The sequence below is a fragment of the Phenylobacterium koreense genome (assembly GCF_040545335.1).
Lineage (GTDB): Bacteria > Pseudomonadota > Alphaproteobacteria > Caulobacterales > Caulobacteraceae > Phenylobacterium > Phenylobacterium koreense.
This window is the reverse complement of sequence record NZ_JBEPLU010000001.1, coordinates 1,466,574-1,481,315: the sequence shown is the minus strand read 5'-3', so window position 1 is coordinate 1,481,315 and position 14,742 is coordinate 1,466,574. Positions and strand designations below refer to the sequence as shown.

The following is a 14,742-nucleotide window of genomic DNA, read 5'->3' as shown; positions in this document are numbered from 1 at the left end:
CTGCGGGTGCAAGGTATTCGTCCGTTCGCCGCCGCCCCTACCAGGATGGCCGAGCGGGAACGGTGACAGGAGAGAGACCTCTGGTTCAGATTTTCGTCCGCGACAACAACGTCGATCAGGCCCTCAAGGCGCTGAAGAAGAAGATGCAGCGCGAGGGCTCGTTCCGCGAGATGAAGCGGCACGTCCACTATGAAAAGCCGAGCGAAAAGCGCGCTCGCCAGAAGGCCGAGGCCGTCCGTCGCGCCCGCAAGCTGGCTCGCAAGCGCGCTCAACGCGAAGGCCTGATCGCCGCGCCGAAGAAGGCGGGCCGGTAAAAATTAAGGCTTTTCGCCGAATTGTGGGGGCCGCGCGGGTGACTGCGCGGCCCTTTGCATGCGCGTTCACCGAACCGCGATGTTCGGTCGCGCGGCATGAGCCTTGCTAGTTCTGGGGGTCAGACCCACGTACAGTGGGTTTTGAGACACTCTTTTTACGAAGGCGCGTCATGAACCTGCGTAATCTCGCCATCTGGGGCGTCATCGTCGTCGTCCTGATCGGCCTCTACAGCATGATGACCGGCGGCAGCCAGGCTGCCGGCGCATCGGGTCAGGTCTCCTACTCGCAGCTCCTGAACAAGGTGAATGCGGGCGAGGTGAAGGAGGCCACGCTGCGCGGTACGGCGATCGAGGTGAAGGATCGCGCCGGCAAGTCATTCACGGCCCTGACGCCGAACAATCAGGACGACCTGATCAAGCGGCTGGAGTCGCAAGGCGCCGACATCAACGTGAAGTCGGCCGGCGGCGGGCTGCTGGGCCTGTTCCTGAACAGCCTGCCGATCCTGCTGCTGATCGGGGTCTGGATCTTCTTCATGCGTCAGATGCAGGGCGGGGCCCGAGGCGCCATGGGCTTTGGGAAGTCCAAGGCCAAGATGCTGACCGAGAACAAGAACCGCATCACCTTCGAGGACGTCGCCGGCGTCGACGAGGCCAAGGAAGAGCTGTTCGAGATCGTCGACTTCCTGAAGGACCCGCAGAAGTTCCAGCGCCTGGGCGGCAAGATTCCGAAGGGCGCCCTGATGGTCGGTCCTCCAGGCACCGGTAAGACCCTGCTCGGCCGGGCCGTGGCGGGCGAGGCCGGCGTGCCGTTCTTCTACATCTCCGGCTCGGACTTCGTGGAAATGTTCGTCGGCGTCGGCGCCAGCCGCGTGCGCGACATGTTCGAGCAGGCCAAGAAGAACAGCCCCTGCATCATCTTCATCGACGAGATCGACGCCGTCGGCCGCCATCGTGGCGCCGGCCTGGGCGGCGGCAACGACGAGCGCGAGCAGACCCTCAACCAGCTCCTGGTCGAGATGGACGGCTTCGACCCGTCGGAAGCCATCATCGTCATCGCCTCGACCAACCGTCCGGACGTTCTGGACCCGGCGCTGCTGCGTCCCGGCCGCTTCGACCGTCAGGTCGTGGTGCCGAACCCGGATATCACCGGACGCGAACGCATCCTGCGGGTCCACATGAAGAACGTGCCGCTCGCGGCCGACGTCGATGTGAAGACCATCGCCCGCGGCACCCCCGGCTTCTCGGGCGCGGACCTGGCCAACCTGGTCAACGAAGCCGCCCTGATGGCCGCGCGCAAGAACCGCCGCATGGTCACTCAGCGCGACTTCGAGGACGCCAAGGACAAGGTCATGATGGGCGCCGAGCGCAAGTCCATGGCCATGACCGAGGACGAAAAGCGCCTGACCGCCTATCACGAGGGCGGCCACGCCCTGGTGGCCCTGAACGTTCCGGCGACCGACCCGGTCCACAAGGCGACGATCATCCCGCGCGGCCGCGCCCTGGGCATGGTCATGCAGCTTCCGGAACGCGACCAGCTCTCGATGTCCTACGAGCAGATGACCTCGCGCCTGGCCATCCTGATGGGCGGCCGGATGGCCGAAGAGATCATCTTCGGCAAGGACAAGATCACCTCGGGCGCCTCGTCCGACATCGATCAGGCGACCAAGCTGGCCCGCGCCATGGTCACCAAGTGGGGCTTCTCCGACAAGCTCGGCGTGGTCTCCTATGGCGAGAACCAGGACGAGGTCTTCCTCGGCCACTCGGTGTCGCGCACTCAGAGCGTCTCGGAAGAGACGGCCAAGCTGATCGACGCCGAGGTCAAGCGTCTGGTGCAGGGCGGCTTCGACGAAGCCCGCCGGATCCTGACCGAGAAGCTCGACGACCTGCATACCCTGGCCAAGTCGCTGCTCGAGTACGAAACCCTGACCGGCGACGAGATCATGAACGCCCTCAAGGGGGTGCCTCCGGTCCGCGACGACGCCGACGCGCGCCGGCCGACCGGCCCCTCTGTGGCGGTGCCGATCTCGCCCCGTCCCGAACCGGCGGCCTGACGGCTCAAAGGACCAACAGCTTGACGCCCTCCCGGCCGACCGCCAGGAGGGCGTTTTGTTATCTGCCTGGAGGCTCGCGGCCATGAAGGTGATGGGGATCGTCAATGTCACCCCCGACAGCTTCTCCGACGGTGGGCGCTATTTCGAACCTGGAGCGGCGCTGGAACATGCCCGCCGGCTGATTGCCGAGGGTGCGGACATCCTGGACATCGGCGCGGAGTCGACGAGGCCGGGCTCCGACCCCGTCAGCGCCGAGGATGAGATCGCCCGCGCCGAGCCGCTGATCCGCGCCATTCGCGCCGAGAGCGACATCCCGATCTCCATCGACACCATGAAGCCGCAGGTGGCCCGCGCCGCCGTGGCGGCCGGCGCCGACATCTGGAACGACGTGACGGCCCTGGGCTTTGCCGGCGACGCCGCAGCCACGGCCGCCGAGTTGGGCTGCGAGGTGGTGCTGATGCACATGCAGGGTGAGCCGCGCACCATGCAGGCCGACCCGCACTACGATGACGTGGTCGCCGAGGTCTGCGCCTTTCTCGAGGGCCGGGCGGCCCGGGCGGTGGCCGCGGGCGTGGCCCGCGAGAAGATCTGGCTCGACCCCGGCATCGGCTTCGGCAAGCGGCTGAAGCACAACCTCGCCCTGCTGGCTCATCTCGACAGGGTCGTGGCCCTGGGCTTTCCGGTGCTGCTGGGCGTCAGTCGCAAGCGGTTCATCGCGGCGCTCGATCCGGCTGGCGAGGCCCTCGATGGCCGCCTCGCGGGCTCGCTCGCCGCGGGCTTGGCCGGAGCGGCGGTTGGCGTGGCGGCGCTGCGGGCGCACGATGTGGCTGAAACGGTTCAGGCGGTGAAGGTCTGGAATGCGATAGCCCAGGCCCGCTAGTCTGCGGCCGAACCAAAGTCGGGGGACATGATGAAGACGTGGATCGCAGCAGCGCTCGGGGCGTTGGCCCTGGCTGTTCCAGCCGCGGCGCTGGCCGCACAGTCCTATGAGGCCGCGGCCGTCGAGGGCGACTTCGTGGTCAAGGACTTCAAGTTCGCGTCCGGCGAAAGCCTGCCGGCGCTGAAGCTGCATTATCGCACCCTCGGCAAGCCCGTGCGCGACGCGCAAGGCAAGGTGACCAATGCAGTCATGGTGCTGCACGGCACTGGTGGGTCGGGCGCGCAGTTCCTGTCACCGCAGTTCGCTGACGAACTGTACGGGCCCGGCCAGCCGCTCGATATCCAGCGCTACTACGTGATCCTGCCCGACGGAATCGGCCATGGCGCGTCGTCCAAGCCCAGCGACGGCCTGCGGGCGAAGTTTCCGCACTACGGCTATGGCGACATGGTCGAGGCCCAGCGCCGGCTGCTGGTCGACGGGTTGAAGGTCGATCACCTGCGGCTGCTGATGGGGACCTCCATGGGTTGCATGCACGGCTTCGTCTGGGGGGAGACGCATCCGGACTTCGTGCAGGCGATGATGCCGCTGGCCTGCCTGCCGGTGCAGATCGCCGGCATGAACCGCTTCTGGCGCAAGGCGGCGGTCGAGAACATCAAGGCTGACCCGGCCTGGAAGGGTGGGGACTATGAGGCCCAGCCGGTGCTCGGCCTGCGCGGGGCGGTGAACCTGCTGCTGCTCATGGGCGCCGCGCCCCAGGCCTGGCAGGCGCAGGTCCCGACCCGCGATGCGGCGGAGGCCTACTACCAGACCCGGCTCGAGGCCGACCTGCCGCGGCGCGACGCGAATGACATGATCTACCAGCTCGACGCCTCTCGGGACTACGACCCGTCCAAGGGGCTGGAGCGGATCACCATGCCGGTGACCTGGGTCAATTCCACGGACGACCTGATCAATCCGCCGAACCTGGGCATCGCCGAGCCGGCCGCCAAGCGCCTGAAGAACGGCCGCTTCGTGCTGATCAAGGCTACCTCCGAAACCCGAGGCCACGGCACTCATACGGCCGCCAGGTTCTGGAAGCAGGACCTGATCGACCTGCTCGCCCGCTCGGAGAAACCCTAGCCCCGGCCGACGAAAGGCATCTTCGTCGCCATGATCGTCATGGACTGGACGTTCGCATCGAGCGGCAGGCTGGCCATCATCACCGCGGCTTCGGCGACGGCCCTTACGTCCATCATCGGCTCCGGGCGAAGGAGCCGTCGGCCTGGGGCACGCCCTTGGCCATGGCGGCGGTCATCTCGGTGGCGGCGTTGCCAATGTCGATCTGGCCGCAGGCGATGTCATAGGCCCGTCCGTCCAGCGAGGCGGACTTGGTCAGGCCGGTGATGGCGTGCTTGGTCGCCGTATAGGCCACCGAATAGGGCCGCGGCGCGTGGGCCGAGATCGAGCCGTTGTTGATGATCCGGCCGCCGCGCGGCTGCTGGTTCTTCATCACCCGGAAGGCCGCCCGCGTGCAGAGGAAGGCGCCCGTGAGGTTGACGTCCACGACCCTCGTCCAGGCCTCCAGCGACAGGTCCTCCAGCCGCCCGCCGGCCGAGGCGCCGGCATTGTTGAACAGCAGGTCCAGGCGGCCATAGGCCGAGGTCGCGGCGGCGAACAGCGCGTCGACCGCGGCCTCGTCGGTGACGTCGGTGGGGACGACGAACGCCCGGTCGGGCGCATGGGCCGCCGTAACCTTCAGCTCCGCCTCGCGCCGCCCGGCGAGGACCACGCGCCAGCCGGCGTCCAGCAGGGCGATGGCGCTGGCCCGGCCGATGCCGGAGCCTGCGCCGGTGACGATCGCGATCTTCTCGGTCATGCCGTTCAGCCTAGCAGGGCCGTGAGCGCCGGGAAGCGCTCAGTGGTGGACGGTTTCTCAAATCCCCATGCATTCGCCGCATAGCCGCGCTAGGTCCGGGGGATGAGCGAGAAGCAAGGCAGGGTGCTGATCATCGCCGGCTCCGACTCCGGAGGCGGGGCGGGGATCCAGGCCGACATCAAGTCCGTGACCATCCTGGGCGGCTACGCGGCCACGGCGATCACCGCGGTGACGATCCAGAACACCCTGGGGGTTTCCGGCGTGCATCCGATCCCGACCGAGGTGGTGAAAGCCCAGGCGCGGGCGGTGCTCGACGATATCGGGGCCGATGCGATCAAGACCGGGATGCTGGGCGACATCGCCATGGTCGAGACCGTGGCGCAGATCTTGGCGCAGGCGGGAATTCCGGCAGTGGTCGATCCGGTGATGATCTCCAAGGGCGGGGCGAACCTGCTGGCGCCCGAAGCGGTCGATGCGGTTCGTAGCCTGATGATCCCGCAGTCGGCCCTGCTGACGCCGAACGCCCCGGAGGCCGAGGCGCTGACGGGCCTGCCGGTGGCCGATCTGGACGGCCAGCGACGGGTGGGCGAGGCCCTGCTAGAACTCGGCGCCGCGGCGGTGCTGATGAAGGGCGGTCATGTTCCGGGCGACACGGTCACCGATGTCCTGATGACGCGGGATGGCGAGACGACCTTCTCCGGCGAGCGTCTGGACACGCGTCACACCCACGGCACGGGCTGCACCCTGGCCTCGGCTTGCGCGACGGGGATCGCCCAGGGCATGCCTCTGGAGCAGGCGGTTGCGCGGGCCTGGGGCTATGTGCACGAGGCGATGCGCCTGGCGCCGGGCCTCGGCGGCGGCCACGGCCCGCTCGATCATGGCTGGCCTTTGCGGAAGACCTCATGAGCCAGGCGCAACGGAACCGACTGGAGGCGATCGTCCGCGCCACGCCCAACCTGATGCACGTGCTGGAAACGGCGCGGGAGCTGGCCTTGCCCGACTGGCTGATCTTCTCGGGCGCGGTCTATCAGCCGGTGCTGAACCACCTGACCGGCCGTGAACCCGACTACGGGATCAAGGACTACGACCTCGGCTATTTCGATGCGGCCGATGTCTCCTACGAAGCCGAGGATGTGGTGATCCGACAGGTGGCCGCCGCCTTCGCACAGCCATTTTCCGAGATGGTCGAGGTGCGCAATCAGGCGCGCGTGCATCTGTGGTTCGAGGGCAAGTTCGGCGAGCCCTACGCGCCTCTGTCGTCCAGCGCCGAGGCGCTGTCGCGTTTCACCTCCACCGTCTTCGCAGTCGGGGTGCGGTTGGAAGCGGACGGCGCTCTCACCGTTCATGCGCCTTTCGGCCTGGACGATCTCTTCGCCATGCGGCTGCGGCCCAATCCGATCCGGGCGACGGGCGGCTTCCTGAGAACGGCGCAGGCGGCCCAGCGCCGCTGGCCCGAACTCGTCATCGAAGGCTAGGGCGCCTCAGGCGGCCGCGGTCGCCGAACCGACGCCGGTGGCGGCCTCGGTCAGGGCGCGGCTGATCGCTTCGTAGAGTTTCGAGATCTCGATCGGCTTGGCGACGTGTCCGTCCATGCCGACGGCGAGATACTCGTCGATCTGGTGCGCCAGGGCGTTGGCCGTCAGGGCGATGATCGGGGTGCGGGGGCGGCCCTCTCTGGCCTCCGCCTCGCGGATGGCGCGGGCCGCGTCGATGCCGTCCATGACCGGCATCTGGATGTCCATGAGGATCAGGTCGTAGGCGCCGTCGCGCCAGGCCTCGAAGGCGGCCCGGCCGTTGGCGACGATGTCGATGTCGATGCCCAGCGATCCCATGACCGCGGCCAGCACCTGCTGATTGGTCGGGTTGTCCTCGGCGGCCAGCAGGCGCAGGGCGGACTCGTCGGCCTGGCTCGGCGTGGGGGTTTCGTCCGTCTCGCGATCGACCAGCTCGCCGCGGGCCAGGGGGAGCTCGACCATGAACACCGAGCCAACGCCCTCGTGGCTCTCGACGCTGATCACGCCGCCCATCATCTGGGTTAGTTCCCGGCAGATCGCCAGGCCGAGGCCCGTGCCGCCGAAGCGGCGGGTCGCCGAGTTGTCGGCCTGGGTGAACTTCTCGAACAGGCCCGACTGCTTTTCGGTCGCGATGCCGACGCCGGTGTCGCGCACGGTCAGCCGCAGGGCGCCGGTCTCCGGCGCAATGTCGAACAGGGCGGAGACCTCGCCCTGCAGAGTGAACTTGATGGCGTTGGACAGAAGGTTGCCGACGATCTGGCGGATGCGGTCGGCGTCGCCGCGCCATGCGCCCCGGGCGGGCTCGGCCACGTCGGCCCGGAAAACCAGGCCCTTGCCAGCGGCGATGACCGCGAACGACTCTCTTATCGGCGCCAGTTCGGCGTCGAGGTCGAAATCGTCCACCAGCAGGGCTAGCTTGCCGGCTTCGATCTTGGAGAGGTCGAGCACGTCGTTGAGGACGGCGAGCAGCAGCCCGCCCGACTGACGGATCACCTCCAGGCGTTCGCGCTGGACGGCGTCCAGCTTGCCCATCGACATGACCTCGGCCATGGCCAGGACGCCGTTGAGCGGCGTTCGGATTTCATGGCTCATGTTGGCGAGGAACTGGGATTTCAGCACGTTGGCGGCGTTAGCCGCGTCGCGCGCCTCGACGAGTTCGCGCAGCGAGGTCTGCAGCGCCTGCTCGCGTTCGTCCAGTTTCGCCAATAAGTGGTTGAAGCTGTCGGTGAGGCTGCGGAACAGCGCGTCGTCGGCGTCAACCTCGACGGGAGTGAAGCGCCCGCTGGCGGCGACCTCGTGCATGGCTTCCGACAACCGAAGCACCGGGGCGATCACCTTGGCGGCGAGTCCGCGGGCCAGGAAGAGCGCCAGGCCCACCCCGCCGAAGAACAGCGCTCCGGTCAGGGCGACGAACTGCGGAAGCAGCGCCGTGAGGGCTGGGGCCTCGAAGCTCATGACGAGCTCGCCGGTCCGCTTCCCATCGACCAAGGCCGGCGTCCTGATGGTCTCCAGGTCACCCGTCGCAGGCCCGGTCCCGCGCTCATAGACGGCGATGCGCCGGCCGTTCGCATCGGTCAGCACTGCGGACGTCACGCTGGCGTCGGCCGCCAACGTGGCGATGGAAGTCCTTGCGCGGACGAGGTCACCATCGATGACCGCGGCCGAGGCTGCGCCTGCCGTGACGGCGGCGAGCGATCTGTGCGCCTGGTGGCTTTGTTCGCGGGCGACCGCCCACTGCTGCAGCATGAAGGTCAGGCATGCGGCGACGAGCACGACAATGGTCGTGATCAGCGCCACCCCAGCCACCCTGGCGTGGAACGTGATCTGGGGCCTGGAGCCCGCCGTGGGCGTTTGCTCAGTCATCGGGCTCGAAACCGCTTCCGCCCGACCGGTCTACGCCAATTCTCCTAACGGTTCGCTTCCACAAAATTCGCCTGACGGGTGAAGCGTTGTCGGAATGACACAGTTTCAACCCCCGCGCGACAGAATCGTGGTTAACAAAGCGTAAAGCCTATAGGTGAAATTTAACCTCTGGTTTACCTTGATTGAGTTAGGGTTAAATCCTTCGGAGGGGCTCCCCCATGGAAAAGGTGTTTGTCGCGCAGCGCGTCGCGACCAAGTTGTTTTCGACTGAAGCGGCGGTGGACCAAGCTCTGGTCGAAGCCACCGAACTGCTCGCGGACCTGCTGAAGGCTCGCAGCGAAGTGAACGCCTCGCTGGTCTTCGCCGACGACGTGCAGGTGAAGATGGTTGAGGCCATTCAGGCGCTGGGCGAAGCCCGGACCGCCATGGTCGGCGCCCACAACGAGCTCGCCGAAGCCCAGCTCCGCCTCGGCATCCGCACCAAGCTTGGCTACATGGACAAGCCGGCCAACGCCCGGAAGGTCGAAGCTACGACCATGCGTCAGGTCGGCTGAGCCCGAGACTGGTTGCAATAGTTTAACTGGTGCTACGCTCCTAATGAGAGTTAGGGGCGTAGTATCATGCCGACAGCACCGATCGTTCTTGGCCTGATCACCCTCACCTTGGGGATCTCGCTGCTCGCTCTCTGGAAGGGCGGACCGGCCGAGAGGCTTGGCGGCGCCGTCGTCGGCGCGAACGTATTGCTGTCGATCCTTGGCGGACTGGTTCTGCCGCAGTCGGCCCAGTCCCTTGCGCGGCTCACCCTCGATGGCCTCACCGCGCTCTGCCTTCTGGTCATCGCCGTTCGCTACGCCAGCTTCTGGCTCGGCGGGGTCATGCTGCTCTATGCCGCGCAGTTCAGCCTGCACGCCTTCTATCTGGTGACCTCGCGGCCGATCGACATCCTGCACATCAAGATCAACAACGTGAACTTCCTCGGCATCAGCATCTGTCTGGCCGTGGGAACCTGCGTGGCCTGGTGGCAGCGGAGCCGGGCGCAGAAGCCTGCGGCGAAATCGCCCACCCAGGCGCGCCAGAACTAGGTCCGTCGGCCCATCGGCCCACACCTTCTTTGTGCGGCGCCAAAACTTTCGCTTGCTTCGAAAGCGAAAGCGTCATTAGTCGCCCGCGGGCCACGCCTCCCCAACGGGGCGCAGCTCATCTGTAAGGATGGGAGACATCGCTATGACGACCCTCGCCAAGCCGGCCATGCGCCCGGCTCGCCCCGAGTTTTCTTCCGGCCCGTGCGCCAAGCGCCCCGGCTGGACCCCCGAAAATCTCCAGAACGCCGTCCTCGGTCGCTCGCACCGCTCCAAGCTGGGCAAGGCGCGCCTGCAGGAAGCGATCGACCGCACCCGCCAGGTGCTGGAGGTTCCGGAAGATTTCCTGATTGGCATCGTGCCCGGATCGGACACCGGCGCCGTGGAAATGGCCCTGTGGTCGATGCTCGGCCCGCGCCCGGTCCAACTGCTGGCCTTCGAGAGCTTCGGCAAGGACTGGGTCACGGACGTCGTCAAGCAACTGAAGCTTCCCGCCGAGGTGCTGGACGCCCCCTACGGCGAGTTGCCGGACCTGACCAAGGTGCGCAAGGACGCCGACCTGGTCTTCACCTGGAACGGCACCACCTCGGGCGTGCGTGTCCCGAACGCCGATTTCATCGCCGCCGACCGTGAAGGCATCGTCATCTGCGACGCCACCAGCGCCGCCTTCGCCCAGGACCTCGATTGGGCCAAGCTCGATGTGGTGACCTTCTCCTGGCAGAAGGCGCTCGGTGGCGAAGGGGCCCACGGCATCCTGATCCTGTCGCCCCGCGCGGTGGAGCGGCTGGAAAGCTACGTCCCGGCCTGGCCGATGCCGAAGCTGTTCCGCATGACCAAGGCCGGCAAGCTGGCCAAGGACATCTTCGAAGGCGCGACCATCAACACCCCTTCGATGCTCTGCGTGGAAGACGCCATCGACGCCCTGAAGTGGGGCGCTCAGATCGGCGGTCTGGCCGAGATGCAGCGCCGCGCCGACGCCAACTTGGCGGTGGTGGCCGAGTGGGTCGCCAAGACCGGCTGGGTGGACTTCCTGGCGGTCGATCCGGCCACCCGGTCCAACACCTCGGTCTGCCTGAAGGTGGTCGACCCGCGGGTCACCGGCCTCGCCGCCGACGTCCAGGCCGACTTCGCCAAGAAGCTGGCCGGCGTCCTCGAGAAGGAAGGCGCGGCCCTGGACATCGGCGGTTACCGGGACGCCCCGGCCGGCCTGCGCATCTGGTGCGGCGCCACGGTCGAGGCCTCCGACCTCGAAGCCCTGACGCCCTGGCTCGACTGGGCCTTCGCGACCACGCTCGAACAGCTCCAAGCCGCCTGATCAAGCCTTAGCGCCCTCGCCGACCCGCGCCCGGACTCCGGTGCGGGGCGAGGGCGCACACCCCAATCCGCAAGGACACCGCACATGCCCCGCGTACTCATCGCCGACAAACTGAGCCCCGCCGCCATCGAAATCTTCAAGCAACGCGGCGTCGACGCCGACGTGAAGACCGGCCTTTCCAAGGAAGAGCTGCTGAAGATCATCGGCGACTACGACGGCCTGGCCGTCCGCTCGGCCACCAAGGCCGACAAGGATGTCATCGCCGCCGCCAAGAACCTGAAGGTCATCGGCCGCGCCGGCATCGGCGTCGACAATGTCGACATTCCCGCCGCGACCTCCAAAGGGATCGTGGTGATGAACACCCCGTTCGGCAACTCGATCACCACCGCCGAACACGCCATCGCCATGATGTTCGCCCTGGCCCGCCAACTGCCGGCCGCCGACCTCTCGACTCAGGGCGGCAAGTGGGAAAAGAACCGCTTCATGGGCGTGGAGCTCTACGCCAAGACCCTGGGCCTGATTGGCGCCGGCAACATCGGCGGCATCGTCGCCGACCGCGCCAATGGCCTGAAGATGAAGGTCATCGCCTACGACCCCTTCCTGTCGCCGGAACGCGCCGTCGAGATCGGCGTGGAGAAGGTCGAGCTGGAAGACCTGCTGGCCCGCGCCGACGTCATCACCCTGCACACCCCGCTGACCGACAAGACCCGCAACATCCTGTCGGCCGAAAACCTCGCCAAGACCAAGAAGGGCGTGCTGGTCATCAACTGCGCCCGTGGCGGCCTGGTCGATGAAGCGGCCCTGCGCAAGCTGCTGGACGAAGGTCACGTCGGCGGCGCCGCCTTCGACGTCTTCGTCGAGGAACCGGCCAAGGAGAACGTGCTGTTCGGCGCCGAGAACTTCGTCGCCACCCCGCACCTGGGCGCCTCGACCCTTGAAGCCCAGGAGAACGTCGCCCTGCAGGTGGCCGAGCAGATGAGCGACTACCTGCTCACCGGCGCGGTCTCCAACGCCCTCAACAGCCCGTCGGTCACTGCCGACGAAGCGCCGAAGCTGAAGCCCTTCGTGGCTCTGGCAGAGCGCCTGGGCGCCTTCGCCGGCCAGATGGTCGACGTCGAGGTGAAGGCCGTCGACATCGCCTACGAAGGTGAAGTCGCCAACCTCAATACCCGTCCGCTGACCGCCGCCGCCCTGGCCGGCGTCCTGCGCCCAATGCTGGCCGAGGTGAACATGGTCTCGGCCCCGGCCGTGGCCAAGGATCGCGGCATCACCGTCTCGGAAAGCAAGCAGGACGACTCGCCGATCTATGAAAGCCTGGTGCGGATCACCGTCACCACGGCCCTTGGCAAGCGCTCCTTCGCGGGCACCGTGGTGGCCGGCGCGCCGCGGATCATCGAGGTGAAGGGCATGGAGCTGGACGCTCCATTCGCTCCGGCCATGCTCTATGTGAACAACCTCGACAAGCCGGGCTTCATCGGCGCCATCGGCGCGCTGCTGGCGGAGAAGGGCGTGAACATCGCGACTTTCAACCTCGGCCGTGTCTCGGCCGGCGAGGACGCCATCGCCCTGATCGGCGTGGACCAGGAAGCGCCGGAAGACCTGATCGCAAAGGTCCGCGACCTGCCGCACGTCAAGGAAGCGCGTAACCTGCAGTTCTGACCCCCGCGGGGGCCGCGCCGTCTTGCTAGGCGGCGCGGTCTCGCGCACCCTCGGCTTCCTCCCGAAGGAGGCCCCAATGCCCGAGACGCCCCATCAGCGCGCCGAGGCCCTGCTCACGGCCTATGGCCTGACCTTTCCCGAGGCGAACACCGGCCCGAGCTGGGGGTTCACACGCGGCCTCTATGTTCAGAAGAAGGGGTTCGCCGTCTTCGGCGACAAGGCCCAGCCCGCCGACGCCCTCACCATCATCGTCAAGCTGCCGATCTCCGCCGAGATGGTCGCGGACCTGCCCTTCGTGCGCGAGGCAAAGGGCTGGTACAAGCAGCACAACTGGGTCATCGCCGACTTCGGTCCGCAGGATGATATCCTCGCCGAGCTCGATACGCTGAAGGCGTGGTTGTGGCAGAGCTACGTCGCCATCGCGCCCAAGAAGCTCAGCAAATTGCTGGAGGCGCCGTGAGCCGGGACAAATACACTCGTCCGCTTGCCGATGGCCGCCGCGGCCTCTGGTGGACCGACCGCCTGTGGGCCCTGGCCGCCGACCTGCCGGTGCAGCGCGTCAAGCTGGCCGCCATTCCCGAGCTCGAGATCGACTGCTGGTTCGGCGAGCGCCATAGGCCGACGGTTCGCGAGGTGGCCGGGCACGCCAAGCGCATCCTCGACGCCGATCCGGCCTATCCCGTCATCCTTTGCGCCGAAGGCCGGCTGATGGACGGCGGTCACCGCCTCGCCAAGGCCCTGATCGCCGGCCAGGACGAGATCGCCGCCGTCCGCTTTCCGGTGACGCCCGAACCGGACGAGATCCTGCCCTTCTAGCCTCCGGACAACGCGCCGAAGATCAGCACCTCGTCGGCCTCGTTCACGGCCAGGCCGATATCCTGGGCGCGGTCGCCGTTGCGGAAGATGCGCATATGCCGGCGGATGCGGTCCTGTTCGTCGATGACCCGGAACTTCAGGCCGGGAAAGCGCCGGTCCAGGTCGTCCAGCACCTGGGCGATGCTCGCGCCCTCGGCTGCCAGCCGGCTGGCCCCTTCGGTGTAGGAGGTGAGCTGCGAGGGAATGAAGACCTGCACCATCAGAGCGGCGCCGCCACCACCGAATAGATCTCCGGTAGATGCCGGGCGACCGGACGCCAGGCCGCGCCCTCGTCGTCGCTCATCCAGACCTCGCCATTGGTCGCGCCGAGATAGAGCCCGACTGGAGCGCCTGCGTCCGCGCAAAAGGCCTGGCGCTTGACGGTGAACCAGCCCTGCTCGGCGGGGAAGCCGCTGTCCTGACGCTCCCAACTGCGGCCGGCGTCGCGAGTGCGATAGACGGCGGGCCTGCCGCCAGGACTGGTCCTGGGCCAGACCTCGGTGCCGTCCATGGGGAAGACCCAGGCAGTGTCGGCGTCGCGCGGATGGGGAACGATGGTGAAGCCGATATCGCCGACCTCGCCCGGCATGGCGGCGCCGATTCGATCCCAGCGCTCGGCGGGCCGGTCCAGCCGATATATGCCGCAATGGTTCTGCTGCCAGATGCGGTCGGGCATGGTCGGGGCGAGCGCGATGTAGTGAGCGTCCTGGCCGTATTCCGGATAGGGATCGGGAAGGAAATTGGCCTCCACGCCCTGGTTGAGCGGCCGCCAGTTCGCGCCTTCATCCAGGCTCTCGAACACACCGGCGGTGGAGGTGGCGATATAGATGTGCGCCTTGTCGCGGGGGTCGATCTGGATCTGGTTGAGCAAGGCGCCGTCGGGCGTGCCGCCATCGGCGGGACACCAGTCCCAGTATTTCGGATGGTCGTTGAACCCTGCGACGCTCTCCCAGGTGACACCGCCATCGGCGCTGCGGAAGAGGCCGGGCGGCGAGGTGCCGGCCCACCAGACTCCGGGCTCGCTGGCATGGCCCGGCTCCAGCCAGAAGCTGTGGTCCACCGCCCGCGCCGGCCCGTCGCCAGCGGCCCTCGGAAAGGCCGGGGGCTGCTGGGCCTCGGTCCAGGTCTGGCCGCTGTCGACCGAGCGGAAGATGGTGGGGCCGAGGTGGCCGGTGGACGCGGCCATCAGCAGGGTCTTTCCATCCCTGGGATCGAGGACCAGGTGATTGACGATATGGCCCAGGAAGATCGGGCCTTGCACCGACCACTCCTGTCGTGCCTCGTCGCTTCGATAGATCCAGGCCCCTTTGCGGGTGCCGACGAGAAGCTGGATTGCGGCGGACATGTCGCTCCCTCA

Annotated in this window: 16 protein-coding genes; 12 read left to right on the top strand and 4 right to left on the bottom strand. The window is 67.4% G+C overall.

Features of this window, described 5'->3' with window-relative positions; genetic code table 11:
• The first annotated feature begins 80 nt into the window (after nt 1-80).
• The 4 genes from rpsU to ABID41_RS07300 all read left to right on the top strand — a co-directional run bounded on the left by rpsU (nt 81) and on the right by ABID41_RS07300 (nt 4,364).
• Nucleotides 81-314, top strand: a complete 234-nt coding sequence (gene rpsU / locus ABID41_RS07315) for a 30S ribosomal protein S21 (RefSeq protein ID WP_331929175.1) — start codon at nt 81-83, stop codon at nt 312-314.
• Nucleotides 315-484: 170 nt separating this feature from the next.
• Nucleotides 485-2,365 (top strand): ATP-dependent zinc metalloprotease FtsH, encoded by a 1,881-nt coding sequence (ftsH, locus tag ABID41_RS07310; protein WP_331929173.1) that lies wholly within the window; start codon nt 485-487, stop codon nt 2,363-2,365.
• Between the two features lie 82 nt (nt 2,366-2,447).
• Nucleotides 2,448-3,245 carry a dihydropteroate synthase gene (gene folP, locus ABID41_RS07305; protein ID WP_435530001.1) on the top strand — a complete coding sequence of 266 codons (798 nt, stop codon included), beginning with the start codon at nt 2,448-2,450 and terminating at the stop codon, nt 3,243-3,245.
• Between the two features lie 27 nt (nt 3,246-3,272).
• Nucleotides 3,273-4,364: an alpha/beta fold hydrolase gene (locus tag ABID41_RS07300; RefSeq protein WP_331932546.1), complete on the top strand. Its 1,092-nt coding sequence runs from the start codon at nt 3,273-3,275 to the stop codon at nt 4,362-4,364.
• A 112-nt stretch (nt 4,365-4,476) separates the two neighbouring features.
• Here ABID41_RS07300 and ABID41_RS07295 read toward each other — a convergent pair whose 3' ends face one another.
• Nucleotides 4,477-5,100 (bottom strand): SDR family oxidoreductase, encoded by a 624-nt coding sequence (locus ABID41_RS07295; protein WP_331932547.1) that lies wholly within the window; start codon nt 5,098-5,100, stop codon nt 4,477-4,479.
• 102 nt (nt 5,101-5,202) lie between these two features.
• On the opposite strand from ABID41_RS07295, the gene thiD reads away from it, so the two are divergent.
• Nucleotides 5,203-6,006 carry a bifunctional hydroxymethylpyrimidine kinase/phosphomethylpyrimidine kinase gene (thiD, locus tag ABID41_RS07290; RefSeq protein ID WP_331932548.1) on the top strand — a complete coding sequence of 268 codons (804 nt, stop codon included), beginning with the start codon at nt 5,203-5,205 and terminating at the stop codon, nt 6,004-6,006.
• Nucleotides 6,003-6,575, top strand: a complete 573-nt coding sequence (locus ABID41_RS07285; protein WP_331932549.1) for a nucleotidyltransferase family protein — start codon at nt 6,003-6,005, stop codon at nt 6,573-6,575. Before thiD ends, ABID41_RS07285 begins: the two co-directional genes overlap by 4 nt.
• Nucleotides 6,576-6,581: 6 nt before the next feature.
• Here ABID41_RS07285 and ABID41_RS07280 read toward each other — a convergent pair whose 3' ends face one another.
• The gene (locus ABID41_RS07280; RefSeq protein ID WP_331932550.1) at nt 6,582-8,477 is read right to left on the bottom strand and encodes an ATP-binding protein; all 1,896 of its coding nucleotides are present in this window, start codon (nt 8,475-8,477) and stop codon (nt 6,582-6,584) included.
• Nucleotides 8,478-8,695: 218 nt separating this feature from the next.
• Between ABID41_RS07280 and ABID41_RS07275 the strand changes: the two genes are divergently transcribed.
• The 6 genes from ABID41_RS07275 (at nt 8,696) to ABID41_RS07250 (ending at nt 13,346) form a co-directional block, all read left to right on the top strand.
• Nucleotides 8,696-9,031 carry a hypothetical protein gene (locus ABID41_RS07275; protein WP_331932551.1) on the top strand — a complete coding sequence of 112 codons (336 nt, stop codon included), beginning with the start codon at nt 8,696-8,698 and terminating at the stop codon, nt 9,029-9,031.
• 66 nt (nt 9,032-9,097) lie between these two features.
• On the top strand, nt 9,098-9,559 hold the full coding sequence (locus tag ABID41_RS07270; RefSeq protein ID WP_331932552.1) for a hypothetical protein: 462 nt from the start codon (nt 9,098-9,100) through the stop codon (nt 9,557-9,559).
• 142 nt (nt 9,560-9,701) lie between these two features.
• On the top strand, nt 9,702-10,871 hold the full coding sequence (locus ABID41_RS07265; RefSeq protein WP_331932553.1) for a phosphoserine transaminase: 1,170 nt from the start codon (nt 9,702-9,704) through the stop codon (nt 10,869-10,871).
• An 84-nt stretch (nt 10,872-10,955) separates the two neighbouring features.
• Nucleotides 10,956-12,530 (top strand): phosphoglycerate dehydrogenase, encoded by a 1,575-nt coding sequence (gene serA / locus ABID41_RS07260; RefSeq protein ID WP_331932554.1) that lies wholly within the window; start codon nt 10,956-10,958, stop codon nt 12,528-12,530.
• A 76-nt stretch (nt 12,531-12,606) separates the two neighbouring features.
• A complete protein-coding gene (locus tag ABID41_RS07255; RefSeq protein ID WP_331932555.1) occupies nt 12,607-12,990 on the top strand; it encodes a hypothetical protein in 384 nt (127 codons plus the stop codon).
• Nucleotides 12,987-13,346 (top strand): hypothetical protein, encoded by a 360-nt coding sequence (locus tag ABID41_RS07250; protein WP_331932556.1) that lies wholly within the window; start codon nt 12,987-12,989, stop codon nt 13,344-13,346. The genes ABID41_RS07255 and ABID41_RS07250 overlap by 4 nt, the downstream gene beginning before the upstream one ends.
• On the opposite strand, the gene ABID41_RS07245 is transcribed toward ABID41_RS07250, so the two are convergent.
• Both ABID41_RS07245 and ABID41_RS07240 read right to left on the bottom strand, forming a co-directional pair.
• On the bottom strand, nt 13,343-13,606 hold the full coding sequence (locus tag ABID41_RS07245; RefSeq protein WP_331932557.1) for a MoaD/ThiS family protein: 264 nt from the start codon (nt 13,604-13,606) through the stop codon (nt 13,343-13,345). The two genes, ABID41_RS07250 and ABID41_RS07245, sit on opposite strands and share 4 nt — an antisense overlap.
• The gene (locus ABID41_RS07240; RefSeq protein WP_331932558.1) at nt 13,606-14,730 is read right to left on the bottom strand and encodes a glycosyl hydrolase; all 1,125 of its coding nucleotides are present in this window, start codon (nt 14,728-14,730) and stop codon (nt 13,606-13,608) included. The genes ABID41_RS07245 and ABID41_RS07240 overlap by 1 nt, the downstream gene beginning before the upstream one ends.
• Nucleotides 14,731-14,742: the final 12 nt, after the last annotated feature.